The organism is Pseudomonas sp. B12(2026) (genome assembly GCF_057767015.1).
This window is the reverse complement of sequence record NZ_CM173430.1, coordinates 1,463,324-1,487,068: the sequence shown is the minus strand read 5'-3', so window position 1 is coordinate 1,487,068 and position 23,745 is coordinate 1,463,324. Positions and strand designations below refer to the sequence as shown.

Genomic DNA, 23,745 nt, shown 5'->3' with positions numbered 1-23,745 from the left:
CTGCTTCAGCCCAGCGGGCCGTTGAGCAGCGGAACGAAGCGCACGGAGTCCAGCACCTGGCGCTGGAAGCCTTCCTCGGTGCGGACGATCAGCAGCAACTGCTGGACCTCGCCGCCCCCCACCGGAATCACCAGCCGCCCACCGGGCGTCAGCTGATCCAGCAAGGCCTGCGGGACCTCCGCCGCCGCCGCGGTGACGATAATCCCGTTGTACGGCGCCAGGGCCGGCCAGCCTTCCCAGCCATCGCCCCAACGAAAGACAACATTTCGCAGGTTTAGCTCCGCAAGTCGCTCTTTCGCACGGTCCTGCAGCGCCTGGATGCGCTCGACCGAGAAGACCCGCTCGACCAGCTGCGACAGCACGGCGGTCTGGTAACCGGAGCCGGTGCCGATCTCCAGCACCTTGTCCAGGGGCCCCGCCGCCAGCAGCAGCTCGGTCATCCGCGCCACCATGAAAGGCTGCGAGATGGTCTGGTTGTGCCCGATGGGCAGCGCGGTGTCCTCGTAGGCGCGATGCGCCAGCGCCTCGTCGACGAACAGGTGGCGCGGCGTGCGGCGAATCACTTCGAGCACGCGGGCGTTGGACAGACCTTCCTCGTACAGGCGCTGGATCAACCGCTCGCGCGTACGCTGGGAGGTCATGCCGATGCCGTGGCGGGACAATTCATTGGCCATGGTCGAGCCCTCCGATCCAATCGCCAAGGATATTGAACGCCTCGCGGAAGGTCCGGTCCATCTGCAGCGGCGTAATGGACACGTAGCCTTGCATCAGCGCGTGGAAATCCGTGCCCTCCCCACCATCCTCGGCATCGCCGGCAGCGGCGATCCAGTAGCCTTCCTTGCCGCGCGGGTTGACCACCTTGACCGGCGCCGCAGCGCGGGCGCGATGGCCCAGGCGGGTCAGCTGGATGCCACGCACGCGCTCCAGCGGCAGATTGGGAATGTTCACATTGAGTACGGTGCGCGGCGGCAGATCGAGCTTCTCGTGGGACTCCACCAGCAGGCGGGCGAAATGCATCGCCGTGGGCAGGTTGTCCGGCTGGCGCGAGACCAGCGAGAAGGCGAAGGCCGGGCGAGCCAGGAAACGCCCTTCCAAAGCCGCCGCCACGGTGCCCGAGTAGAGCACGTCGTCGCCCAGGTTCGCCCCCAGGTTGATACCCGACACCACCATGTCCGGCAGTTCGTCCAGCAGGCCGTTGAGGCCCAGGTGCACGCAGTCGGTCGGCGTACCGTTGAGGCTGATGAAGCCATTGCCCAGGCGATGGGGATGCAGCGGCCGGTCCAGCGTGAGCGAACTGCTCGCGCCGCTGCGGTCGGCTTCCGGGGCGATCACGACGCACTCGGCATGATCGGACAGCGCGTCGTAAAGCGCGGCGATACCGGGTGCAGTAACCCCGTCGTCGTTGGCAATCAATATGCGCATGGGTTTTCCGTCTGCCCTGCCGGCACGAGTTCGATCAGCTCGCGCACGACCGCGGTGGCGAAGCAGCCAGCCGGCAGGACGAATTCCAGTTGCAGAATGTCAGAGGCGGGATAATGCCATGCCAGACCCGGGATGGGGAGGCGCAGAATGCGCCGTTCGTGCGCCAGGTCCGCACCGCCAAGCCACTGGCAAAGCGCCAGCTCCGCCTGCTGCACGCTGCGCTCGATGTCGCCGGGTGCGCCGCCGGCCGGCGAGTCGCCCTCGCCCCACATCGGCCCGGTGGGGTGCAGGTCCAGCGCCGCCAGGCGCGGATCGGCGCATTCCGCCTCTCCCGCCGGGAAGAAGCTGCGGCTGTCGGTGAAGGCCAGCAGATCGCCGACCAGGGCCTGGTTCCAGGTTCCTTGCGCCACACGCTGCGCCAGCACCTGGTTGAACAGGTAGCTGCGCGCCGCCGACAGCAGGCGCGAGCGCATGTTGCGCTGTTCCGGCAATTTGCCGCGCTCGGCAAAGCCCCGCGCGTCGAAGACGTTGCCGCCGTCATGGCCGAAGCGCTGGGTGCCGAAGTAGTTGGGCACGCCGATGGCCGCGACGGCCTTCAGGCGCGCGTCCAACTGGTCCCGGTCGGCCTGCAGTTCGGTCAGGCGCAGGGTGAAGCCGTTGGCCGAATGCGCGCCGCGTTGCAGCTTGCGGCGATGGCGGTTGCGCTCGAGGATGCGCAGGCTGTCGTCCTCGGCGGCGGACAGGTCCGGATCGGTCTTGCCCGGCAGGTGCAGGCTGAACCACTGGCGGGTCAGCGCCTGGCGGTCCTTGAGGCCGGCGTAGCTGATCATCTTCACCGGCACGCCGGCGGCGCGGGCCAGGCGGCGCGCCGCCTCTTCGGTATTCAACCCGCGCTTTTCCACCCACAGCCAGAGGTGTTCGCCGTCCCCCGACAGCGGGATGTCCAGCACTTCGTCGACCTGGAAATCCTCGGCCACGGCCTTCAGCACGCCACGCCCGCAAGGCTCTCCGTGGGCACGCAGCCCCAGCAGCTCCAGCTCGGTCATGCGCGGCTCAACAGGGCGACGGCGTGCACCGCGATGCCCTCTTCGCGGCCGGTGAAGCCGAGTTTTTCGGTGGTGGTCGCCTTGACGTTGACCTGGTCCAGCTCGACCTTCAGGTCGGCGGCGATGGTCTCGCGCATGGCCTGGATGTGCGGCGCCATCTTCGGCGCCTGGGCGACGATGGTGGTGTCGACGTTTTCCACCTTCCAGCCCTTGGCCTCCACCAGCGACAGCACATGGCGCAGCAGCGCGCGGCTGTCGGCGCCCTTGAACTGCGGGTCGGTGTCGGGAAAGTGCTTGCCGATGTCGCCCAGCGCGCAGGCGCCCAGCAGCGCATCGGAAAGGGCATGCAGCAGCACGTCGCCGTCGGAATGGGCGATCAGCCCGAACTTGTGGGGAATGCGCACGCCGCCGAGGGTGATGAAGTCGCCCTCGCCGAAGCGATGCACGTCGTAGCCATGTCCGATTCGCATGAAAAAACGCCCTGTTGGAGTCAGGGCGTCGATTCTACCGGATCGTGCACGCCAGGGTCTGTTGCCGTGCGGCAACACCCCGGGCTTTCTCAGCCACGGAGCACCTTGGCGTGATGCCGCAGGTGGTCCTCGATGAAGCTGGCGATGAAGTAGTAGCTGTGGTCGTAGCCCGGCTGCAGGCGCAGCTCCAGCGGGTGGCCGACTGCCGCTGCCGCCTCACGCAGGGCTTCGGGCTTGAGCTGGACGGCGAGGAAATCGTCGCGGTCGCCCTGGTCCACCAGGATCGGCAGGCGCTCGCTGGCGTTGGCCAGCAGTTCCACCGCATCCCACTCGCGCCAGGCGGCCGGGTTTTCGCCGAGGAAACGCCCCAGGGCCTTCTGCCCCCACGGGCAGTCGCTCGGGTGGGTGATCGGCGCGAACGCCGACAGCGACAGGTAGCGCCCCGGATTGCGCAGGGCGCAGATCAGCGCGCCGTGGCCGCCCATGGAATGGCCGCTGATGCCGCGCCGTTCGGACACCGGGAAATTCGCCTCGATCAGCGCCGGCAGCTCCCGCACCACGTAGTCGTGCATGCGGTAGTGGCGCGCCCAGGGCTCCTGGGTGGCGTTGACGTAGAAGCCGGCGCCGAGGCCGAAGTCCCAGGCGCCATCCGGATCGCCCGGCACGTCGGGGCCGCGCGGACTGGTGTCCGGCGCAACGATCACCAGCCCCAGTTCGGCGGCCATGCGCTGGGCGCCGGCCTTCTGCATGAAGTTCTCGTCGGTGCAGGTCAGCCCGGACAGCCAGTACAGCACCGGCAGGCCCGCCTCGGGCTCGGCCTGGGGCGGCAGGTAGACCGCGAAGACCATGTCGCAGCCGAGGGTTTCGGAACGGTGGCGGTAGCGCTGGTGCCAGCCGCCGAAGCTCTTCTGGCTGCTGATGAGTTCGATGGAATCCGTCATGGAAATCTCCTTCCTGCAAGGCCGGAGCGCGTGCACGCCCCGGCATGTTTATCAGTAATGGATGACGGAGCGGATGCTCTTGCCTTCGTGCATCAGGTCGAAGGCCTCGTTGATCTTCTCCAGGCCCATGGTGTGGGTGATGAAGGTATCCAGCGGGATTTCGCCCTTCTGCGCCTTTTCCACGTAGCTCGGCAGCTCGGTGCGGCCCTTCACGCCACCGAAGGCGGAACCGCGCCAGACGCGGCCGGTGACCAGTTGGAACGGACGGGTACTGATTTCCTGGCCGGCACCGGCGACGCCGATGATGGTGGATTCGCCCCAGCCCTTGTGGCAGCACTCCAGCGCCGCGCGCATCAGTTGCACGTTGCCGACGCACTCGAAGGAATAGTCCACGCCGCCGTCGGTCATCTCGACGATGACATCCTGGATCGGCTTCTGGTGGTCCTTCGGATTGACGAAGTCGGTGGCGCCCAGTTGCCTGGCGATATCGAACTTGGCCGGGTTGATGTCGACGGCGATGATGCGCGAGGCCTTGGCCATCTTCGCGCCGATGATCGCCGCCAGGCCGATGCCGCCCAGGCCGAAGATGGCGACGGTGGCGCCCTCTTCCACCTTGGCGGTGTTCAGCACGGCGCCGATGCCGGTGGTGACGCCGCAGCCGAGCAGGCAGACCTTCTCCAGCGGCGCATCCTCGGGGATCTTGGCCAGGGAGATTTCCGGCAGCACGGTGTACTCGGAGAAGGTCGAGCAGCCCATGTAGTGGTAGATCGGCTCGCCCTTGTAGGAGAAGCGGCTGGTGCCGTCGGGCATCAGGCCCTTGCCCTGGGTGGCGCGCACGGCCTGGCAGAGGTTGGTCTTGCCGGACTTGCAGAATTTGCACTCGCGGCATTCGGCGGTGTACAGCGGGATCACATGGTCGCCGACCTTCAGCGAGGTGACGCCCTCGCCCACCGCCTCGACGATGCCGCCGCCTTCGTGGCCGAGGATGCACGGGAACACGCCCTCGGAATCCTGGCCGGACAGGGTGTAGGCGTCGGTATGGCAGACGCCGGTGGCGACGATGCGGACCAGCACCTCGCCTTTCTTCGGCGGCGCCACATCGACCTCGACGATTTCCAACGGCTGGTTGGGAGCGAAGGCGACGGCGGCACGGGACTTGATCATCTGGAGACTCCTGAACGAGGGAAAACGACAACGCCCGCAACGGCGGACGGGTTCGGCGCTGTGCCGGGAAACCGGGACGGGACTGGCCACGTCGGGGGAGCATGGGGCCACTGGCGAAAAGCGCGCCCCAAAGCCTTGGAAGTGTAGAAAACCGCGTTTCAGGGAATAATCAGTCAACAATCAAAACATTATTGCCATACAGGGATAATCCAGATGCACCGCTGGGAAGGACTGGACGAATTCGTCGCCGTCGCCGAAACCGGTCAATTCACCGCCGCCGCCGAACGCCTGGGAGTGTCGTCGTCCCACGTCAGCCGCCAGATCGCCCGCCTGGAGGAACGCCTGCAGACCCGCCTGCTCTACCGCAGCACCCGGCGGGTGTCGCTGAGCGAGGCCGGGCAGACTTTCCTGCAGCACTGCCAGCGCCTGCAGGATGCCCGTGAAGAGGCGCTGCGAGCGGTCAGCGATCTGTCCGCCGAACCCAAGGGCCTGCTCCGCATGACCTGCGCGGTGGCCTATGGCGAACGCTTCGTGGTGCCGCTGGTGAACGAGTTCATGGCGCAGTTCCCGCAGCTGCGGGTGGAGATCGAACTGTCCAACCGGCAGCTGGACCTGCTGCACGAAGGCTTCGACCTGGCCATCCGCCTCGGCCGCCTCAGCGATTCACGGCTGGTGGCGACCCGCTTGGCACCGCGGGTGATGTACCTGTGCGCCACGCCGGAATACCTCGCCCGCCACGGCGCGCCGCAAAGCCCGATGGAGCTGGCGCAGCACAATTGCCTGGTGGGCAGCAGCGACCAGTGGAGCTTCCTCGAGAACGGCCGGGAAACCCAGCACCGGGTACAGGGCAACTGGCGCTGCAACAGCGGCCAGGCGGTACTCGATGCCGCACTGCGCGGCTTCGGGCTGTGCCAGTTGCCGGACTATTACGTGCTGGAACACCTGCGCAGCGGCCGCCTGGTCTCCCTGCTGGAAGTGCATCAACCGCCGAACACCGGGGTCTGGGCGCTGTACCCGCAGCAGCGGCACCTGTCGCCCAAGGTGCGGCAACTGGTGGATCATCTGAAGGACGGCCTGCAGCATCTGCAACCGACGCCCTTGCCGTAGGGCGGGCACGGGCGTACCGGTTTGGGTAGAATGGCGGGCTTTTCCGCTACACAGGTTCAAGGACGACAGATGTCAGCCCTCTCTTCTTTCCGTGAGCGCTTCCTCCTGCGCTTCTGGTCGCCACTGCCGACGCTGATCGCCCTCGGCGTCGCCTCGGCCTACTACTTCGCCCTGACCGGCACCTTCTGGGCGGTCACCGGCGAGTTCACCCGCTGGGGCGGCCACGTGCTGTCCTGGTTCGGCCTGCAGCCGCAGGAGTGGAGCTACTTCAAGATCATCGGCCTGCAAGGCACGCCGCTGGACCGCATCGACGGCGTGATGATCATCGGCATGTTCCTCGGCGCGCTGGCCTGCGCGCTCTGGGCCGGCAACGTCAGCCTGCGCTGGCCGACCAGCAAGCGCCGCCTGCTGCAGGGCCTGATCGGCGGCGTGATCGCCGGCTTCGGCGCGCGCCTGGCCATGGGCTGCAACCTCGCGGCCTTCTTCACCGGCATCCCGATGTTCTCGGTGCACGCCTGGGCCTTCATGTTCTCCACGGTGATCGGCGCCTGGTTCGGGGTGAAGATCTGCCTGCTGCCCTTCCTGCGCATCCCGCTGAAGGTCGGCGGCAAGGCCGCGGCACTGCCGAGCGCCGAGACCCTGGCGCGCCGCGCGAAGCTGCAATGGCGGCTGGGCATGGGCGTGCTGGCCATCGCCGCGCTGTTCGCCGCCTGGCGCTTCGAAGTCTCGCTGGTGCTGGGCCTGGCCTGCCTCTTCGGCCTGGCGTTCGGCGGCCTGATCGAGCGCGCGCAGATCTGCTTCACCAGCGCCGCCCGCGATATCTGGACCACCGGCCGGACCCAGGCCGCGCTGGGCATCCTGCTGGGCATGGCGGTCGCCAGCGTCGGCACCTTCGCCGCGATCCACAACGGCCTGCCGCCGAAGATCTTCTGGATGGGCCCGAACGCGGTGATCGGCGGCGTGCTGTTCGGCCTCGGCATCGTCCTGGCCGGCGGCTGCGAGACCGGCTGGATGTACCGCTCGATGGAAGGCCAGGTGCATTTCTGGGTGGTCGGCATCGGCAACGTGGTCGGCGGCACCCTGGTCGCGGTGTTCTGGGACCAACTCGGCACCAGCCTCGCCCTGCCCTATCCCAAGCTCAATCTGCTGCAGGAATTCGGCCCCGGCGGCGGCCTGCTGGTCACCTTCGCCGGCCTCGCGCTGTGCATGCTGCTGGTGCAACTGAACGCGCAACGATTCACCCGTAAACGGAAAGCCTCCAATGACCGACACCAAGACGCCGACGCTGTCGCTTGATCTGCGCGGCGAACACTGCCCGTACAACGCCATCGCCACCCTGGAAACCCTGGAGACGCTCAAGCCGGGCGATCTGCTGGAGGTGGTCACCGATTGCTCGCAGTCGGTGCATGGCATTCCGGAAGATACCCAGCGCCACGGCTACAACTGCCTGGCGGTGGAACAGCATGGGGCGCTGTTCCGCTTCCTGATCGAAGTGCCGCTGCTCGGTTGAGAGCGCTTTCCTGGGAAAGGGCCTTAACCGTGCTCCTGTTGGGGATTTCGCGGACAAGGTCCGCTCCTACGGGGGCTTAGCCGATAGGAACAGCGCAAGGCTTGATGGGAAGCGCTTTCGTAGGAGCGGACCTTGTCCGCGAATCGCCCCATGAGGCACGCGGATTCTCAGCATCCGGAAGGCATTCGCGAGCAAGCTCGCTCCTACGAAGACGGGAGCGGCGCCAGCGTCAGTGCCTGGCGAAACTGCGCTGCAGGCGCTGCAGGTCTTCCGGGGTGGTGACCTTTATGTTGTCGACCCGCCCTTCCACCATGCGCGGCGCGTAACCCGCCCACTCCATGGCCGAGGCTTCGTCGGTGATGGCCGCGTCGGCCACCAGCGCATCGGCGAGCGCGCGGTGCAGTGCGCCGAGGCGGAACATCTGCGGGGTGTAGGCCAGCCAGACCACGTTGCGGTCGATGGTTTCCTGCACCCGTCCGTCGGCGCCGACACGCTTCAAGGTGTCCCGCGCGGGTACGCCGAGCAGGCCGCCCACCGGGTCATTGGCCAGCTCTTCCAGCAGGCGATCAAGATCGACGCGGGCCAGATTCGGCCGGGCGGCGTCATGCACCAGCACCCAGTCGTCGGCGGCGGCGCCCAGCTCGCTCAGGCGCAGCAGGCCGTTGAGCACCGAGTCCGCTCGCTCGCGGCCACCTTCGGCGCGCTGGATCAGTTCGTTACCGGCGCTGGGCAGGGTCGGCCACCAGGGATCGTCGGTGGCCAGGCACACGACCAGGCCCTTGAGCCGGGGATGGCCGAGGAAACAGTCGAGGGTGCGTTCGAGAATGCTGCGACCGGCGAGGTCGAGGTATTGCTTGGGGCGGTCGGCGCGCATCCGCGAACCGATGCCGGCGGCCGGGATCACGGCCCAGAAGGCGGGAGTGGTCATTGCGCGAGCTGGTAGAGGGTTTCCTTGTCCTTGACCATGCCGAGTTCGTGACGGGCACGCTCCTCGACCGTCTCGGTGCCTTTCTTGAGCTCGGCCACTTCGGCCTCGAGGATGCGGTTACGTTCGAGCAGGCGCTCGTTCTCGCCCTGCTGGTCGGCGATCTGCTTCTGCAGGTCGCGTACCTGCGCCAGGCTGCCATCGCCGACCCACAGGCGATACTGCAGGCCGGCCAGCGCCAGGATCAGCACGACGAACAGCCAGTAAGGGCTACGTAACCTCAAACCATCAGCTCCATATATGCAAAGGGGTGGCTCCTGCCACCCCTTCACCGTACCAGACTAGCGTCAGCCGCGGAATTCCGCGCGACCACGGTACGGCGCCTTGGCGCCCAGCTGCTCTTCGATGCGCAGCAGCTGGTTGTACTTGGAGACGCGGTCGGAGCGGCACAGCGAGCCGGTCTTGATCTGACCGGCGGCGGTGCCGACGGCCAGGTCGGCGATGGTGCTGTCCTCGGTTTCGCCCGAACGGTGCGAGATCACCGCGGTGAAGCCGGCGGCCTTGGCCATCTGGATGGCTTCCAGGGTCTCGGTCAGCGAGCCGATCTGGTTGAACTTGATCAGGATCGAGTTGCCGATCTTCTCTTCGATGCCGCGCTTGAGGATCTTGGTGTTGGTCACGAACAGGTCGTCACCGACCAGTTGCACCTTCTCGCCGATCTTGTCGGTCAGGACTTTCCAGCCAGCCCAGTCGGACTCGTCCATGCCGTCTTCGATGGAGATGATCGGGTAGCGCTGGGTCAGGCCGGCCAGGTAGTCGGCGAAACCTTCGGCGCTGAACGCCTTGCCTTCACCCGACAGGTCGTACTGGCCGTCCTTGAAGAACTCGGAGGAAGCGCAGTCCAGGGCCAGGGTCACGTCCTCGCCCAGCTTGTAGCCGGCGTTGGCGACGGCTTCGGCGATGGCGGCCAGGGCGTCTTCGTTGGAAGCCAGGTTCGGCGCGAAGCCACCTTCGTCACCCACGGCGGTGTTCAGGCCACGGGCCTTCAGCACGGCTTTCAGGTGATGGAAGATTTCGGCGCCCATGCGCAGCGCGTCGGCGAAGTTCTTGGCGCCAACCGGCTGGACCATGAACTCCTGGATGTCGACGTTGTTATCGGCGTGCTCGCCGCCGTTGATGATGTTCATCATCGGGACCGGCATGGAGTACTGGCCCGGGGTGCCGTTCAGGTCGGCGATGTGCGCGTAGAGCGGCACGCCCTTGGCCTGGGCGGCGGCCTTGGCGGCGGCCAGGGACACGGCCAGGATGGCGTTGGCGCCCAGCTTGCCCTTGTTCTCGGTGCCGTCGAGCTCGATCATCGCGCGGTCCAGAGCCTTCTGGTCAGCCGCGTCCTTGCCCAGCAGCAGGTCGCGGATCGGGCCGTTGACGTTGGCCACGGCCTTCAGCACGCCCTTGCCAAGGTAACGGCTCTTGTCGCCATCGCGCAGTTCGAGAGCCTCGCGGGAACCGGTGGAAGCACCGGACGGGGCACAGGCGCTGCCGACGATGCCGTTGTCCAGGATCACGTCCGCTTCAACGGTCGGGTTGCCGCGGGAGTCCAGGACCTCACGGCCCTTGATGTCGACGATCTTTGCCATTCTTGATAACACTCCGAAGATAGAGATAAACGGGGCGGCTGGTGAGACGTCAGAACCTGCCCAATGCCTTGCCGGGCCTAGCGCGGCGAAGCATTGAGCGGATTCTCAGGCAGTCTCGATGGTGGGGAAATTCTTTACCAGGTCGTCCAGCTGCTTGAGCTGGGACAGGAAAGGCTCGAGCTTGTTCAGGCGCAGGGCGCACGGTCCGTCGCATTTTGCCTGCTCGGGTTCCGGATGGGCCTCCAGGAACAGGCCGGCTAGGCCCTGGCTCATGCCGGCCTTGGCCAGGTCGGTGACCTGGGCGCGGCGGCCGCCGGCGGAATCGGCGCGACCGCCCGGCATCTGCAGGGCGTGGGTCACGTCGAAGAACACCGGGTACTCGAACTGCTTCATGATGCCGAAGCCGAGCATGTCCACCACCAGGTTGTTGTACCCGAAGGAGGAGCCACGCTCGCAGAGGATCAGCTGGTCGTTACCGGCCTCCTCGCACTTGCGCAGGATGTGCTTCATCTCCTGCGGCGCGAGGAACTGGGCCTTCTTGATGTTGATCACCGCGTTGGTCCTGGCCATGGCCACGACCAGGTCGGTCTGCCGGGACAGGAACGCCGGCAGCTGGATGATGTCGCAGACCTCGGCCACCGGAGCGGCCTGGTAGGGCTCGTGCACGTCGGTGATGACCGGCACCTTGAAGGTCTTCTTGATCTCCTCGAAGATCTTCAGCCCCTCTTCCATGCCCGGACCACGGAACGAGGTGACCGAGGAACGGTTGGCCTTGTCGAAGCTGGCCTTGAACACGTAGGGGATGCCGAGCCTCTCGGTGACCTTGACGTACTCTTCGCAGACCTGCAGCGCCAGGTCGCGCGACTCCAGCACGTTCATGCCGCCAAAGAGCACGAACGGCAGGTCGTTGCCGATCTGGATATCGCCGACGCGGATGATCTTCTGGGTCATGCTCAGGCCTTCCCGGCTTGCTTCAGCGCGGCATTGACGAAGCCGCTGAACAGCGGGTGACCATCACGCGGGGTGGAGGTGAACTCCGGGTGGAACTGGCAGGCCACGAACCACGGATGATCCGGCGCCTCCACCACTTCCACCAGCGCGCCGTCGCCGGAGCGGCCGGAGATCTTCAGGCCGGCAGCTTCCAGTTGCGGACGCAGGTTGTTGTTCACTTCGTAACGGTGGCGGTGACGCTCGACGATCACGTCCTTGCCATAGCAGCCGTGTACCAGGGTGCCGGCTTCGAGCAGGCACTCCTGGGCGCCCAGGCGCATGGTGCCGCCCAGGTCGGAAGTCTCGGTGCGCACTTCGGTGGCGCCGGTGGCGTCCTGCCATTCGGTGATCAGGCCGACGACCGGGTGGCCGCTGGACTTGTCGAACTCGGTGGAGTTGGCGTCGGTCCAGCCCAGCACGTTGCGGGCGAACTCGATGACAGCCACCTGCATGCCCAGGCAGATGCCCAGGTAGGGAACCTTGTTCTCGCGGGCGTACTGCACGGCGGTGATCTTGCCTTCCACGCCGCGCAGGCCGAAGCCGCCCGGAACCAGGATGGCGTCGGCGCCTTCGAGCAGGCCGGTGCCCTGCTGCTCGATGTCCTCGGAGTCGATGTAGCGCAGATTGACCTTGGTGCGGCTCTGGATGCCGGCGTGGGTCATGGCCTCGATCAGCGACTTGTAGGCATCGAGCAGTTCCATGTACTTGCCGACCATGGCGATGGTGACTTCACGCTCGGGGTTGAGCTTGGCGTCGACCACCCGGTCCCATTCGGACAGGTCGGCCGGGCCGCACTCCAGGCCGAAGCGCTCGACGACCAGGTCGTCGACGCCCTGGGCGTGCAGTACGGACGGGATGCGGTAGATGGTGTCGACATCTTCCAGCGAGATGACCGCACGCTCTTCCACGTTGGTGAACAGGGCGATCTTGCGGCGGGAGGAGACGTCCACCGGATGGTCGGAGCGGCAGATCAGGATGTCCGGCTGCAGGCCGATGGAGCGCAGCTCCTTGACCGAGTGCTGGGTCGGCTTGGTCTTGGTCTCGCCGGCGGTGGCGATGTACGGCACCAGGGTCAGGTGCATCAGCATCGCGCGGCGCGAACCGATTTCCACGCGCAGCTGGCGGATCGCCTCGAGGAACGGCTGCGACTCGATGTCGCCGACGGTGCCGCCGACTTCCACCAGGGCCACGTCGGCATCGCCGGCGCCCTTGATGATGCGACGCTTGATCTCGTCGGTGATGTGCGGGATCACCTGCACGGTGGCGCCCAGGTAGTCGCCGCGGCGCTCCTTGCGCAGCACGTCCATGTAGACGCGGCCGGTGGTGAAGTTGTTGTTCTGGGTCATCGTGGTGCGCACGAAGCGCTCGTAGTGGCCCAGGTCGAGGTCGGTCTCGGCGCCGTCGTGGGTGACGAACACCTCACCGTGCTGGAACGGGCTCATGGTGCCCGGATCGACGTTGATGTAGGGGTCCAGCTTGAGCATCGTGATCTTCAAGCCACGCGCTTCCAGAATGGCAGCCAAGGAAGCCGAGGCGATGCCTTTCCCCAATGAAGAAACAACACCACCCGTGACGAAGATGTAGCGCGTCATGAAAAGCCCTGAATGTCAGCGTTTAGGCGGCTCGGCCGCCGGGGAAGCGAAGGTGTCGGGCCGTAGCCCGGCTCACGACTTCGTCGTGATCAATAGCGAACTCCCGCTGATTCCAGGGGAATCGGCGGGAGCGATATAAGACGGGAGCGTAGTCTACCGGAAAGCGGCTATCAGCTCAAACCCGAGTCATTCGTCGGAGGTGTCCAGCGCAGCGTCCAACCCTGCTCCGGCTCCACGCGCAGATCCGGCAGCAGCGCCACGCCCAGCAGTTCGTCGGCTCGCCAGAGCAGCGGCAGGCGGCCGCGCAGGAACGCCGGCACGCCGGCCTCGTTGAGCAGGCGCTTGAGGTCGCGATGACCGCGGCCGGGCAGTGCCATGACCTCCCCGCCCTGCCGGTAACGGACCTCCAGCGGCCCGCGCGGCGGCTCGCCGTCAAAATGCAACGAACCATTTCCGGGCAACGCCAGCGATCGGGCGGCATCCGCCCAGGGCTGCGCCCGCGGCACGACCGCCAGCCAGGCATTCGCCAGCCACCAGAGCCGGCCATTGGCGCGGCGCAACTCGCCGTCGGCAAGGCGCCAGACCGGTTCGGCATCCGCCCGGGCATCGCGCAGGTCCTGCCAGCCGGCCCAGTGCGCGCTGTCGGGCAGGCGCGCCAGGGGCGCGAGCCAATGGCGCAGGGCGTTGCGCTGGCGCGAGTCGCTCAGAGAAACCAGCGGCCCGAGGGCCAGGGAAGGCAGCGGCATCTCCCGGTAATGCGCCTGGCGGTCCGCCGCCGCCAGATCGGCCTGCGCCAGCTCCGCCAGCAGGCCCTCGGCCTCGGCCAGGTGCTCGGCGCTGCGGGCAATGCTTTCGCCCGCCGCCGGCCAGCGCCGGGCGACGAGCGGCAGCAGCTGGTTGCGCAGGTAATTGCGGTCATAGTCGTCACTGGCGTTGGAGGGGTCCTCCACCCAGTCCAGGCCATGGCTGCGGGCATAACGCTCCAGCTCGGCGCGGCAGATGCCCAGCAGCGGGCGCAGCAGAAGCCCGGCACCCAGCGGACGGCAGACGGACATCCCCGCCAGCCCGCGCGCACCGGCGCCACGGAACAGGCGGAACAGCACGGTCTCGGCCTGATCGTCGCGGTGCTGCCCGGTCAGCAGGCACTCGCCCTGCCCCAGCGCCGCCGCCAGCGCGGCGTAGCGCGCCTCCCGGGCAGCGCGCTCCAGGCTTGCACCGCCCGCCACCCGCACGCGTTCGACGCGCAACGGCACGCCGAGCGCATCGCAGAAGCGCTGGCAGTGTTCCGGCCAGGCGTCGGCGATGGCCTGCAGGCCGTGATGCACATGAAGGGCGGAAAGCGGCGGCAGCGCCTCGCGACGGGCAAGCCGCGCCAGCAGATGCAGGAGAACGCTGGAGTCCAGCCCACCGGACAGCGCCACGCGCCACGCCGGCGCGCTACGCCAGGGAGCGAGGGTGGCTAGAAGCCGGTTTTCCAGAGACGAAGAGTCAAGGGACATGGCGCAGGTCGGCAGGGTCGGTGACGAGGCAAGGATACCTCGTCACCCGCGCTGCGCCGAAGGCATCGATCAGGCGATGCCGTAGCTCATCAGGCGCTCGTAGCGGCGCGCCAGCAGCTCTTCGGTGCTCAGCTGCTTAAGGACGTCGAGCTGGCCGACCAGGGACTTGTGGATGGTCTCGGCCATGGTCGCCGGGTCGCGGTGGGCGCTGCCCAGCGGCTCGGGGATGACGTTGTCGACGATGCCCAGGTCCTTCAGGCGGTTGGCGGTGATGCCCATGGCCTCGGCGGCTTCCGGGGCCTTCTCGGCGGTACGCCAGAGGATCGAGGCGCAGCCTTCGGGCGAAATCACCGCGTAGGTGGAGTACTGCAGCATGTTCAGCTGGTCGCAGACGCCGATGGCCAGCGCGCCGCCGGAACCGCCTTCGCCGATCACGGTGGCGATGATCGGGGTCTTCAGGCGCGCCATGACGCGCAGGTTCCAGGCGATGGCCTCGCTCTGGCCGCGCTCTTCGGCGTCGATGCCCGGGTAGGCGCCGGGGGTGTCGATGAAGGTCAGGATCGGCATCTTGAAGCGTTCGGCCATTTCCATCAGGCGGCAGGCCTTGCGGTAGCCTTCCGGACGCGGCATGCCGAAGTTGCGGCGGACCTTCTCGCGCACTTCGCGGCCCTTCTGGTGGCCGATGATCATCACCGGCTGCTCGTCCAGGCGCGCGACGCCGCCGACGATGGCCGCGTCGTCGGCGAAGTGACGGTCGCCGTGCAGTTCTTCGAACTCGCTGAAGATGTGCCCGATGTAGTCGAGGGTGTAGGGGCGACGCGGATGGCGAGCGAGCTGGGCGATCTGCCAGCTGGACAGGTTGCCGAAGATGTTCTCGGTCAGCGCCTTGCTCTTCTCCTGCAGACGGGAGATTTCGTCGGTGATGTTCAGGGCGTTGTCGTTACCGACCAGGCGCAGCTCTTCGATCTTGGCGTGCAGGTCGGCAATGGGCTGTTCGAAATCGAGAAAATTCGGGTTCATGGGCTATCCGTCGTTCTGTTGGCGCCTGGGCCTGGTCCGTAGGCGCCCTACCTTACGGTATCGGGCGCCGAGGGTCGAGACTGGCGGGCGGGCGGCTTTTCGCCGCCGGCCGCGCTAGCGGTAGTTGAGGAAGACGTTGTCGCGGCCGAACTGGTCACGCAATGCCTGAATCAGGTTGTCCGCGGGGTCGATCCGCCACTGTTCGCCGAACTGCAGCAAGGCGCGCGCCTGCTCGCCACTGTAGTCGACGGTGACCGGGCAACTGCCGCGGTGGCGGCTGCAGAGGTCGGCCAGCCAGCGCAGGCGGTCGCCCTTGAGCGCATCGGCATGCACCTTCACCCGCAGGCTCTCGGCCAGCGAGGTGCGCGCCTCTTCCAGGCCCATCACGCGCTTGGCGCGCAGGCGCAGGCCGCCGGAGAAATCGTCCTGGCTGACTTCGCCCTCGATCACCACCAGCGCGTCGGTCTGCAGCAGCGCCTGGTTGGCGGCGAAGGCTTCGGCGAACAGCGAGGCTTCGATGCGCCCGGAGCGGTCGTCGAGGGTCACGAAGCCCATCTTGTCGCCGCGCTTGTTCTTCATCACCCGCAGGTTGACGATCAGGCCGGCGACGGTCTGGGTATCGCGCGCGGGCTTGAGCTCGACGATGCGCTGGCGGGCGAAACGCCGCACCTCGCCTTCGTACTCGTCGATCGGGTGGCCGGTCAGGTACAGGCCGAGGGTGTCCTTCTCGCCCTTCAGGCGCTCCTTGAGGTTGAGCTCCTTGACCTTGCGGTGGTTGGCGTAGACGTCCGCCTCGGGCTCGGCGAACACCCCGCCGAACAGGTCCATGTGGCCGCTGTCGTGGCTGCGCGCGGTCTGCTCGGCGGCCTGGATGGCTTCTTCCATGGAGGCCAGCAGCACGGCGCGGTTGATGTCGACGTGGGCCTGGTAGGCCTTGGGTTCGGCATGGAAGTGCGGGCCGAGGCGGTCCAGCGCGCCGGCGCGGATCAGCGCTTCCAGGGTGCGCTTGTTGATGCGTTTGAGGTCAACGCGGTCGCAGAAGTCGAACAGGGTCTTGAACGGCCCGCCCTCGGCGCGGCACTCGGTGATGGCTTCCACCGGGCCTTCGCCGACGCCCTTGATCGCGCCCAGGCCGTAGACGATCTGGTTGTCGTCATCCACGGTGAAGCGGAACTCGGAGTTGTTCACGTCCGGCGCGACGATGCGCAGCTTCATGTGGCGGCACTCTTCGATCAGCGTCACTACCTTGTCGGTGTTCTGCATATCGGCGGTGAGCACCGCGGCCATGAAGGGCGCCGCCCAGTGGGTCTTCAGCCAGGCGGTCTGGTAGGACACCAGGCCGTAGGCGGCCGAGTGCGACTTGTTGAAGCCGTAACCGGCGAACTTCTCCACCAGGTCGAAGATGTTGCCCGCGAGGAGCCCGTCGATGCCGTTGTTGGCGCAGCCTTCGATGAAGCCGCCGCGCTGCTTGGCCATTTCCTCCGGCTTCTTCTTGCCCATGGCGCGGCGCAGCATGTCCGCGCCGCCGAGGGTGTAGCCCGCCATCACCTGGGCGATCTGCATCACCTGTTCCTGGTACAGGATGATGCCGTAGGTGGGCTTGAGCACCGGTTCGAGGCCGGCGTACTGGTAATCCGGGTGCGGGTAGGAGATCTCTTCGCGGCCGTGCTTGCGGTTGATGAAGTCGTCCACCATGCCCGACTGCAAGGGGCCGGGGCGGAACAGCGCCACCAGTGCGATGAGGTCTTCCAGGCAGTCCGGCTTGAGCTTCTTGATCAGCTCCTTCATGCCACGCGATTCGAGCTGGAAGACCGCGGTGGTCTCCGCCTTCTGCAGCAGGTCGTAGGTCTTCTTGTCGTCCAGCGGGATGCGGTCGATGTCGACCAGATCGGGGTCGCCGGCCTTCTGCTGCTTGCGATGGATGATCTCCATCGCCCACTTGATGATGGTCAGGGTACGCAGGCCGAGGAAGTCGAACTTCACCAGGCCGGCGGCTTCCACGTCGTCCTTGTCGAACTGGGTCACCAGGCCGGCGCCCTCTTCGTCACAGGCGACGGGGGCGAAGTCGGTCAGCTTGGTCGGCGCGATCACCACGCCGCCGGCATGCTTGCCGGTACCGCGGGTGACACCTTCCAGCTTGAGCGCCATGTCCCAGATTTCCTGGGCTTCCTCGTCGGACTTGAGGAAGTCGCGGAGCATCTCTTCCTGCTCGAAGGCCTTGTCCAGGGTCATGCCCACTTCGAAGGGGATCATCTTCGACAGCTTGTCGGCCAGGCCGTAGGACTTGCCCTGCACCCGCGCCACGTCGCGCACCACCGCCTTGGCCGCCATCGAGCCGAAGGTGATGATCTGGCTCACCGCGTTGCGGCCGTAGGCGCCGGCCACGTAGTCGATCACCCGGTCGCGGCCTTCCATGCAGAAGTCGACGTCGAAGTCGGGCATGGAAATACGTTCGGGGTTGAGGAAGCGCTCGAACAGCAGGTCATAGGCCAGCGGGTCGAGGTCGGTGATCTTCAGCGCGTAGGCGACCAGCGAGCCGGCGCCCGAGCCCCGGCCGGGGCCTACCGGCACGCCGTTGTTCTTCGCCCACTTGATGAAGTCCATCACGATCAGGAAGTAGCCGGGGAAGCCCATCTGGATGATGGTGCCCAGCTCGAACTCCAGACGGTCGACGTAGAGCTGCCGCTTCTCTTCGTAGTTGGGCGTGGTGTCCTTCGGCCAGAGCACCGCCAGGCGCTCCTCCAGGCCCTCGTAGGAGACATGGCGCAGGTAATCGTTGATGTCCATGTCGTCGTAGGGGATCGGGAAGTTGGGCAGGAAGTACTTGCCCAGCTGCACCTCGATGTTGCAGCGCTTGGCGATCTCGACGGTGTTTTCCAGCGCCTCGGGAATGTCGCTGAACAGCTCGGCCATTTCCGCCGGGCTCTTGAGGTACTGCTGATCCGAATAGGCGCGCGAACGGCGCGGATCGTCCAGCGCGCGGCCCTCGCCGATGCAGACACGGGTCTCGTGGGCCTCGAAGTCGTCCTGCTTGATGAAGCGCACGTCGTTGGTGGCCACCAGCGGCGCGCCGCTGCGCTCGGACAGCGCCACCGCCGCGTGAACGTGTTCCTCGTCGTTGACCCGGTTGGTGCGCTGGATGTCCAGGTAGAAGCGCTCCGGGAACACCTCCAGCCACTCGGCCAGCAGGGAGTCGGCCAGGGCGTCGTCGCCTTCCAGCAGCGCCATGCCGATCTCGCCTTCCTTGGAGCCGGACAGCGCGATCAGGCCTTCGGCGGCGGCCTTGACCCACTCGCGCTCGATGATGATCTCGCCGTTGCGCTGGCCTTCCTGCCAGCCGCGGGAGACCAGCTCGGTGAGGTTGCGGTAGCCCTTGGCGTTCATCGCCAGCAGGGTCAGGCGGGTCAGCGGGCCGTCCTCGTCGCGGTTGGCCAGCCAGACGTCGGCGCCGCAGATCGGCTTGATGCCGCCGCCCATGGCGGTCTTGTAGAACTTGACCAGCGAGCACATGTTGCTCAGGTCGGTCACCGCCACCGCCGGCATCCCCGAACCCGCCACCGCCTTGACCAGCGGCTTGACCCGCACCAGGCCGTCGACCAGGGAGAATTCGGTGTGCAGACGCAGGTGAACGAAGGTGGCGGTCATGGTGGTCCTTGGTCGAACGCGAAAAACGGCAAGCCCCGGATTGTACCGGGGCTGTCCGCAAAGCTACAGGGATCGATGGGCCAGCCGTCGCAGCGGGCGCTTCAGGTCGCCGGCAAGCCGCTGGCCGAGAGGAATCTCAGGGTAATGACAGGCTGTTACAGAATGCCGCGGGCGTTTTCCAGCAGCGCGCGAACCGGCCCGAACGAGCGGCGGTGGATCGGCGTCGGCCCCAGGCGCTTGAGCGCCTCCAGATGCACCGGCGTCGGGTAGCCCTTGTGGCCGCCAATGCCGTAGCCCGGGTAAAGCGCCTCCATTTCCTGCATCTCGCGGTCGCGGCTGACCTTGGCCAGGATCGAGGCGGCGGCGATGGCCGGGACCTTGGCGTCGCCCTGCACCACCGGCGCGGACGGCACCGCAAGCTTCGGGCAGCGGTTGCCATCGATCAGCGCCAGTTTCGGCGTCACGTCCAGGCCCGCCACCGCCCGCTGCATCGCCAGCATGGTGGCGTGGAGGATGTTGAGCTGGTCGATCTCTTCCACTTCCGCGCGGGCGATGCACCAGGCCAGGGCCTTCTCGCGGATCTCGTCGAACAGCGCCTCGCGGCGCGCTTCGCTGAGCTTCTTGGAATCGTTGAGTCCCTTGATCGGCCGCGCCGGATCGAGGATGACCGCGGCGGTGACCACGGGACCACAGAGCGGGCCGCGGCCGACTTCGTCGACGCCGGCGACCAGCTCTTCCACCAGGGCGAAATCCAGGCCCATCTGCATCAGTGTTTCTCCACCAGGGCGAGGACGGCCTCGGCCGCCTGCGCGGACGCATCCTGGCGCAGGGCGCGGTGGATGGCGTCGAAGGATTCGGTCTGCACGCTGCCGTCATCCAGCAGCGGCAGCAGCGTTGTGGCCAGCGCCTCGGGGGTCGCCGCATCCTGGATCAGCTCGGGCACCAGCAGGCGGCCGGCCAACAGGTTCGGCAGCGAAATGTACGGGCTCTTCACCAGGCGCTTGAGGATGCGGTAGGTCATCGGCGCGACCTTGTAGGCAACGACCATCGGCCGCTTGTACAGCAGCGCCTCCAGCGTGGCGGTGCCGGAGGCGATCAGCACGGTGTCGCAGGCGGCCAGGGCCTCATGGGAAGCACCGTCGAGCAACCGCACCGGCAGCTCGCGGCCGGCCAGCATCTGCTCGATCTGGACACGGCGTTCCGGGCTCGCACAGGGCAGCACGAAGCGCAGCTGCGGGCGCGCCGCCAGCAGGCGTTCGGCGGTATCGAGGAACAGCGCGCCGAGCTTGCCGACCTCCCCTCCCCGGCTCCCCGGCAGCAGCGCAACGACGCTGGCGTCCTGCGGCAGCCCGAGACGCTCGCGCGCACCGGCGCGATCGGCTTGCAGGGGAATGGTGTTGGCCAGCGGATGGCCGACGAAGCGCACCGGCACCGCGTGCTCCTCGTAGAAGCGCGCCTCGAAGGGGAACAGCGCGAGCATCAGGTCGCAGGCTTGCTTGATCTTCAGCACGCGCTTCTGCCGCCAAGCCCAGACCGACGGGCTGACGTAATGCACCGTGCGGATACCCGCGCGGCGCAGCTTCAATTCGATGTCGAGGTTGAAATCCGGCGCATCGATGCCGATGAACACATCCGGCTTCGCCGCAATCAGCATGCGCACCAGGTCCTTGCGCCGGCGCAGCAGCTCGCGCAGGCGGCCGAGCACCTCGACCAGGCCCATGACCGCGAGGCGCTCCATCGGAAAGTGCGATTGCAGCCCTTCGGCCTGCATGCGCGGGCCGCCGACACCGATGAACTCGATCTCGGGGTGGCGCTGCCTGAGCGCCTGCATCAGGCCGGAGCCGAGGATATCGCCGGACGCCTCGCCCGCGACCAGGGCGACGCGCAGCTTGCGTTCGGTCGGCTGCATGGTCAGCGGGTGATGCCGCGGGTGGAGCTCTGGATGGAGTCGCGGAATACCGCGACTTCCGGGAACTGCTGCGAAGCCTCGGCAAGCTCGGCCAGGGCCTCGTCCACCGTCAGCCCCTGGCGATAGACCACCTTGTAGGCGCGCCGCAACGCATGGATGGCCTCGGCGCTGAAGCCGCGTCGGCGCAGCCCCTCGAAGTTCATGCTGCGGGCCTCGGCGGGGTTGCCGAAGACGGTCACGTAGGCCGGGACGTCCTTGCCGATCGCGCTGCCCATGCCGGAAAAGCTGTGCGCGCCGATCCGGCAGAACTGGTGCACCAGGGTGTAGCCGGACAGGATCGCCCAGTCATCCACGTGGACATGGCCGGCCAGCGCCGTGTTGTTCACCAGGATGCAGTTGTTGCCGATCACGCTGTCATGGCCGATGTGCACGTAGGCCATGAACAGGTTGTGGTCGCCGATGGTGGTCTCCGAGCGATCCTGGATGGTGCCGCGATGGATGGTCACACCCTCGCGGATCACGTTGTGGTCGCCGATCACCAGGCGGGTCGGCTCGCCCTTGTACTTCAGGTCGGGAGTGTCCTCGCCGACGCTGGAGAACTGGAAAATGCGATTGTGCCTGCCGATCTTCGTGGGGCCCTTGAGCACCACGTGCGGACCGATCACCGTACCTTCGCCGATCTCCACATCCGGCCCGACGATGGACCAGGGGCCCACCTCTACGTCGTCAGCCAGCTTTGCGCGAGGGTCGATGATGGCGCGAGGATCGATCAAACTCATAGTTTGCGTTCCGCACAGATGATTTCGGCCGAGCACACCGGCTTGTCATCGACGGTGGCGTGGCAGTCGAACTTCCAGATGCCGCGCTTGACGCTGATGAACTGCGCGTGCAGATGCAGCTGGTCGCCCGGCAGCACCGGCTGACGGAAACGCAGCTTGTCGGAGCCGACGAAGTAGTACAGGGTGCCGTCGGCCGGCTTCACGTCGAGCATCTTGAAGCCGAGGATACCGGCCGCCTGGGCCATGGCTTCGATGATCAGCACGCCCGGCATGATCGGATGCTGCGGGAAATGGCCATTGAAGAACGGCTCGTTGATGCTGACATTCTTGTAGGCGCGAATGCGCTTGCCCTCGATGTCCAGCTCCACCACCCGATCCACCAGCAGGAAGGGGTAGCGATGAGGCAGGTATTCGCGAATCTCGTTGATGTCCATCATGTTCAGGGGAGCCTGTTCAGAAAAGGGAAACGCCAAAAAATGCGTGGATCACGCATCTGATGGAGCGTCTCCGCTCGGGGTCACGGCGGCCAGGCGCTTTTCCAGCTGCTGCAGACGACGAGCCATGTCGTCCAACTGGCGAATGCGCGCGGCGCTCTTCTTCCATTCAGCGGCCGGCTGCATGGCGGTACCGGACGAATAAGAGCCCGGTTCGGTAATCGAGCGGGTCACCATGGTCATCCCGGTGACGAAGACGTTGTCGCAGATCTCGATGTGACCGACCAGGCCGACGCCGCCGGCGAGCATGCAATGCTTGCCGATCTTGGCGCTGCCGGAAATCCCGCAGCAGCCCGCCATCGCCGTGTGGTCACCGATCTGCACGTTGTGGGCGATCATGATCTGGTTGTCCAGCTTCACGCCATTACCCACCAGGGTATCGGACAGCGCACCGCGGTCGATCGTGGTATTGGCGCCGATCTCGACGTCATCCCCCACGGTCACGCCGCCAATCTGCGCGATCTTCTGCCAGACGCCTTTCTGGTTGGCGAAGCCGAAGCCCTCGCCCCCGAGCACGGCGCCGGACTGGATCACCACGCGCTTGCCGATGCGCACGTCGTGGTAAAGGGTCACTCTCGGGGCCAGCCAGCCACCTTCGCCGATCACGCTGCGCGCACCGACGAAGCAGTGGGCGCCAACGGTGACGCCCGCGCCAACCTGGGCGCCGGCCTCGATCACCGCATAGGGGCCGATGCTGGCGGTCGGATCGACCTGCGCGCCTTCATCGACCACGGCGGTGGGATGAATGCCGGCCGGAGCCTTGGGCTTGCGGTCGAACTGATGGGAAAGGCCGGCATACGCCAGATAAGGGTTGGCCACCACCAGCGCATTGCCGGTGAAACCTTCGGCATCGGCCGCCGTCAGCAACACCGCGCCCGCCTTGCTTTCGGGCAGGAACTTGCGGTACTGCGGGTTGGCCAGGAAGCTCAGTTGATCCGCGCCGGCTTCCTGGAGGGTAGCCAGGCCGCGAATGACTTGAGCGGGATCGCCACGCAGCTCGGCATCGAGCTGCGCAGCCAGTTCAGCGAGGGTAAAGGACAGCTCGGTCATCATCAGCGCAGCTGGTTCATGCGCTCGATGACCTGGCGGGTGATGTCGAACTGCGGCTTCACGTCAACCACGGCACCACGTTCGACCACGAGGTCATAGCCACCCTTCTTGATGGTTTCCTCGACGGCCTGGTCCAGCTTCGGCTTGAGCTTCTTCAGCATGTCGCGGTCGGCGACGGCCTTGGCTTCGTTCAGCTCCTTGGACTGGAACTGGAAGTCGCGGGCCTTCTGCTTGAAGTCGCTCTCGGCCTTTTCACGATCGGCCTGGGACATCTTGCTGCCGCTGTTGACGAGCTTGTCCTGCAGCGCCTTGGCATCGCTTTCCAGCGCCTTCAGCTTGTTCAACTGGGGGCCGAATTTCTTCTCCGCATCCACGGCGTACTGCTTGGCCGCGTCCGACTCGAGGAGTGCCATCTGATAGTTGAGCACCGCGATCTTCATGTCAGCGAATGCAGGACTCGCCATGAGGGCTGCGGTGATCAGGACGAACTGGGTCAACTTACGCACGATGCACTCCTGCACAAAGCATGGTTGTCATTACAACGA

At 66.5% G+C, this 23,745-nt stretch carries 23 protein-coding genes; 3 read left to right on the top strand and 20 right to left on the bottom strand.

Translation table 11 applies throughout. The features are described 5' to 3' along the window. Positions 1-5: 5 nt before the first annotated feature. The 6 genes from AC3B6A_RS06970 to AC3B6A_RS06945 form a co-directional block, all read right to left on the bottom strand. Complete coding sequence (locus tag AC3B6A_RS06970; RefSeq protein ID WP_488403535.1) at positions 6-641, bottom strand: protein-L-isoaspartate(D-aspartate) O-methyltransferase; 636 nt, start codon at positions 639-641, stop codon at positions 6-8. Between the two features lie 22 nt (positions 642-663). Then, the gene (gene surE / locus AC3B6A_RS06965; protein WP_488401563.1) at positions 664-1,422 is read right to left on the bottom strand and encodes a 5'/3'-nucleotidase SurE; all 759 of its coding nucleotides are present in this window, start codon (positions 1,420-1,422) and stop codon (positions 664-666) included. Then, positions 1,410-2,468 carry a tRNA pseudouridine(13) synthase TruD gene (gene truD, locus AC3B6A_RS06960; protein WP_488401562.1) on the bottom strand — a complete coding sequence of 353 codons (1,059 nt, stop codon included), beginning with the start codon at positions 2,466-2,468 and terminating at the stop codon, positions 1,410-1,412. The genes surE and truD overlap by 13 nt, the downstream gene beginning before the upstream one ends. Next, positions 2,465-2,938 (bottom strand): 2-C-methyl-D-erythritol 2,4-cyclodiphosphate synthase, encoded by a 474-nt coding sequence (ispF, locus tag AC3B6A_RS06955; protein WP_488401561.1) that lies wholly within the window; start codon positions 2,936-2,938, stop codon positions 2,465-2,467. Before ispF ends, truD begins: the two co-directional genes overlap by 4 nt. Positions 2,939-3,027: 89 nt before the next feature. Then, on the bottom strand, positions 3,028-3,879 hold the full coding sequence (gene fghA / locus AC3B6A_RS06950) for an S-formylglutathione hydrolase (RefSeq protein ID WP_488401560.1): 852 nt from the start codon (positions 3,877-3,879) through the stop codon (positions 3,028-3,030). A 51-nt stretch (positions 3,880-3,930) separates the two neighbouring features. After that, on the bottom strand, positions 3,931-5,043 hold the full coding sequence (locus AC3B6A_RS06945) for an S-(hydroxymethyl)glutathione dehydrogenase/class III alcohol dehydrogenase (RefSeq protein WP_488401559.1): 1,113 nt from the start codon (positions 5,041-5,043) through the stop codon (positions 3,931-3,933). A 213-nt stretch (positions 5,044-5,256) separates the two neighbouring features. Between AC3B6A_RS06945 and AC3B6A_RS06940 the strand changes: the two genes are divergently transcribed. The 3 genes from AC3B6A_RS06940 to yedF all read left to right on the top strand — a co-directional run bounded on the left by AC3B6A_RS06940 (position 5,257) and on the right by yedF (position 7,660). Beyond that, entirely contained in the window at positions 5,257-6,150 is an 894-nt protein-coding gene (locus AC3B6A_RS06940; protein ID WP_488401558.1) for a LysR substrate-binding domain-containing protein, read from the top strand. A gap of 69 nt (positions 6,151-6,219) precedes the next feature. Then, positions 6,220-7,446, top strand: a complete 1,227-nt coding sequence (gene yedE / locus AC3B6A_RS06935; RefSeq protein WP_488401557.1) for a selenium metabolism membrane protein YedE/FdhT — start codon at positions 6,220-6,222, stop codon at positions 7,444-7,446. After that, a complete protein-coding gene (gene yedF, locus AC3B6A_RS06930) occupies positions 7,412-7,660 on the top strand; it encodes a sulfurtransferase-like selenium metabolism protein YedF (RefSeq protein ID WP_488401556.1) in 249 nt (82 codons plus the stop codon). Before yedE ends, yedF begins: the two co-directional genes overlap by 35 nt. A 229-nt stretch (positions 7,661-7,889) precedes the next feature. Here yedF and ispD read toward each other — a convergent pair whose 3' ends face one another. The 14 genes from ispD to AC3B6A_RS06860 form a co-directional block, all read right to left on the bottom strand. Further along, positions 7,890-8,588, bottom strand: a complete 699-nt coding sequence (ispD, locus tag AC3B6A_RS06925; RefSeq protein WP_488401555.1) for a 2-C-methyl-D-erythritol 4-phosphate cytidylyltransferase — start codon at positions 8,586-8,588, stop codon at positions 7,890-7,892. Then, positions 8,585-8,869, bottom strand: coding sequence for a cell division protein FtsB (gene ftsB / locus AC3B6A_RS06920; protein ID WP_017521200.1), 285 nt, complete (start codon positions 8,867-8,869; stop codon positions 8,585-8,587). Before ftsB ends, ispD begins: the two co-directional genes overlap by 4 nt. Before the next feature lie 63 nt (positions 8,870-8,932). Then, positions 8,933-10,222, bottom strand: coding sequence for a phosphopyruvate hydratase (eno, locus tag AC3B6A_RS06915; RefSeq protein ID WP_488401554.1), 1,290 nt, complete (start codon positions 10,220-10,222; stop codon positions 8,933-8,935). Between the two features lie 105 nt (positions 10,223-10,327). Continuing rightward, entirely contained in the window at positions 10,328-11,173 is an 846-nt protein-coding gene (kdsA, locus tag AC3B6A_RS06910; RefSeq protein ID WP_488401553.1) for a 3-deoxy-8-phosphooctulonate synthase, read from the bottom strand. Between the two features lie 2 nt (positions 11,174-11,175). After that, positions 11,176-12,804, bottom strand: a complete 1,629-nt coding sequence (gene pyrG, locus AC3B6A_RS06905) for a CTP synthase (RefSeq protein WP_488401552.1) — start codon at positions 12,802-12,804, stop codon at positions 11,176-11,178. A gap of 170 nt (positions 12,805-12,974) precedes the next feature. Then, on the bottom strand, positions 12,975-14,303 hold the full coding sequence (tilS, locus tag AC3B6A_RS06900) for a tRNA lysidine(34) synthetase TilS (protein WP_488401551.1): 1,329 nt from the start codon (positions 14,301-14,303) through the stop codon (positions 12,975-12,977). 69 nt (positions 14,304-14,372) lie between these two features. Continuing rightward, entirely contained in the window at positions 14,373-15,323 is a 951-nt protein-coding gene (accA, locus tag AC3B6A_RS06895) for an acetyl-CoA carboxylase carboxyl transferase subunit alpha (protein WP_488401550.1), read from the bottom strand. A gap of 114 nt (positions 15,324-15,437) precedes the next feature. Continuing rightward, positions 15,438-18,968 carry a DNA polymerase III subunit alpha gene (dnaE, locus tag AC3B6A_RS06890; RefSeq protein WP_488401549.1) on the bottom strand — a complete coding sequence of 1,177 codons (3,531 nt, stop codon included), beginning with the start codon at positions 18,966-18,968 and terminating at the stop codon, positions 15,438-15,440. A gap of 155 nt (positions 18,969-19,123) precedes the next feature. Continuing rightward, a complete protein-coding gene (gene rnhB, locus AC3B6A_RS06885) occupies positions 19,124-19,735 on the bottom strand; it encodes a ribonuclease HII (RefSeq protein ID WP_488401548.1) in 612 nt (203 codons plus the stop codon). Then, positions 19,735-20,877, bottom strand: a complete 1,143-nt coding sequence (gene lpxB, locus AC3B6A_RS06880; protein ID WP_488401547.1) for a lipid-A-disaccharide synthase — start codon at positions 20,875-20,877, stop codon at positions 19,735-19,737. The genes rnhB and lpxB overlap by 1 nt, the downstream gene beginning before the upstream one ends. A 2-nt stretch (positions 20,878-20,879) precedes the next feature. Next, complete coding sequence (gene lpxA, locus AC3B6A_RS06875) at positions 20,880-21,656, bottom strand: acyl-ACP--UDP-N-acetylglucosamine O-acyltransferase (protein ID WP_488401546.1); 777 nt, start codon at positions 21,654-21,656, stop codon at positions 20,880-20,882. Then, a complete protein-coding gene (fabZ, locus tag AC3B6A_RS06870) occupies positions 21,653-22,093 on the bottom strand; it encodes a 3-hydroxyacyl-ACP dehydratase FabZ (RefSeq protein ID WP_488401545.1) in 441 nt (146 codons plus the stop codon). Before fabZ ends, lpxA begins: the two co-directional genes overlap by 4 nt. A 48-nt stretch (positions 22,094-22,141) precedes the next feature. Continuing rightward, positions 22,142-23,203 (bottom strand): UDP-3-O-(3-hydroxymyristoyl)glucosamine N-acyltransferase, encoded by a 1,062-nt coding sequence (gene lpxD, locus AC3B6A_RS06865; protein WP_488401544.1) that lies wholly within the window; start codon positions 23,201-23,203, stop codon positions 22,142-22,144. Beyond that, positions 23,203-23,706, bottom strand: coding sequence for an OmpH/Skp family outer membrane protein (locus AC3B6A_RS06860; RefSeq protein WP_488401543.1), 504 nt, complete (start codon positions 23,704-23,706; stop codon positions 23,203-23,205). Before AC3B6A_RS06860 ends, lpxD begins: the two co-directional genes overlap by 1 nt. Positions 23,707-23,745 lie beyond the last annotated feature (39 nt).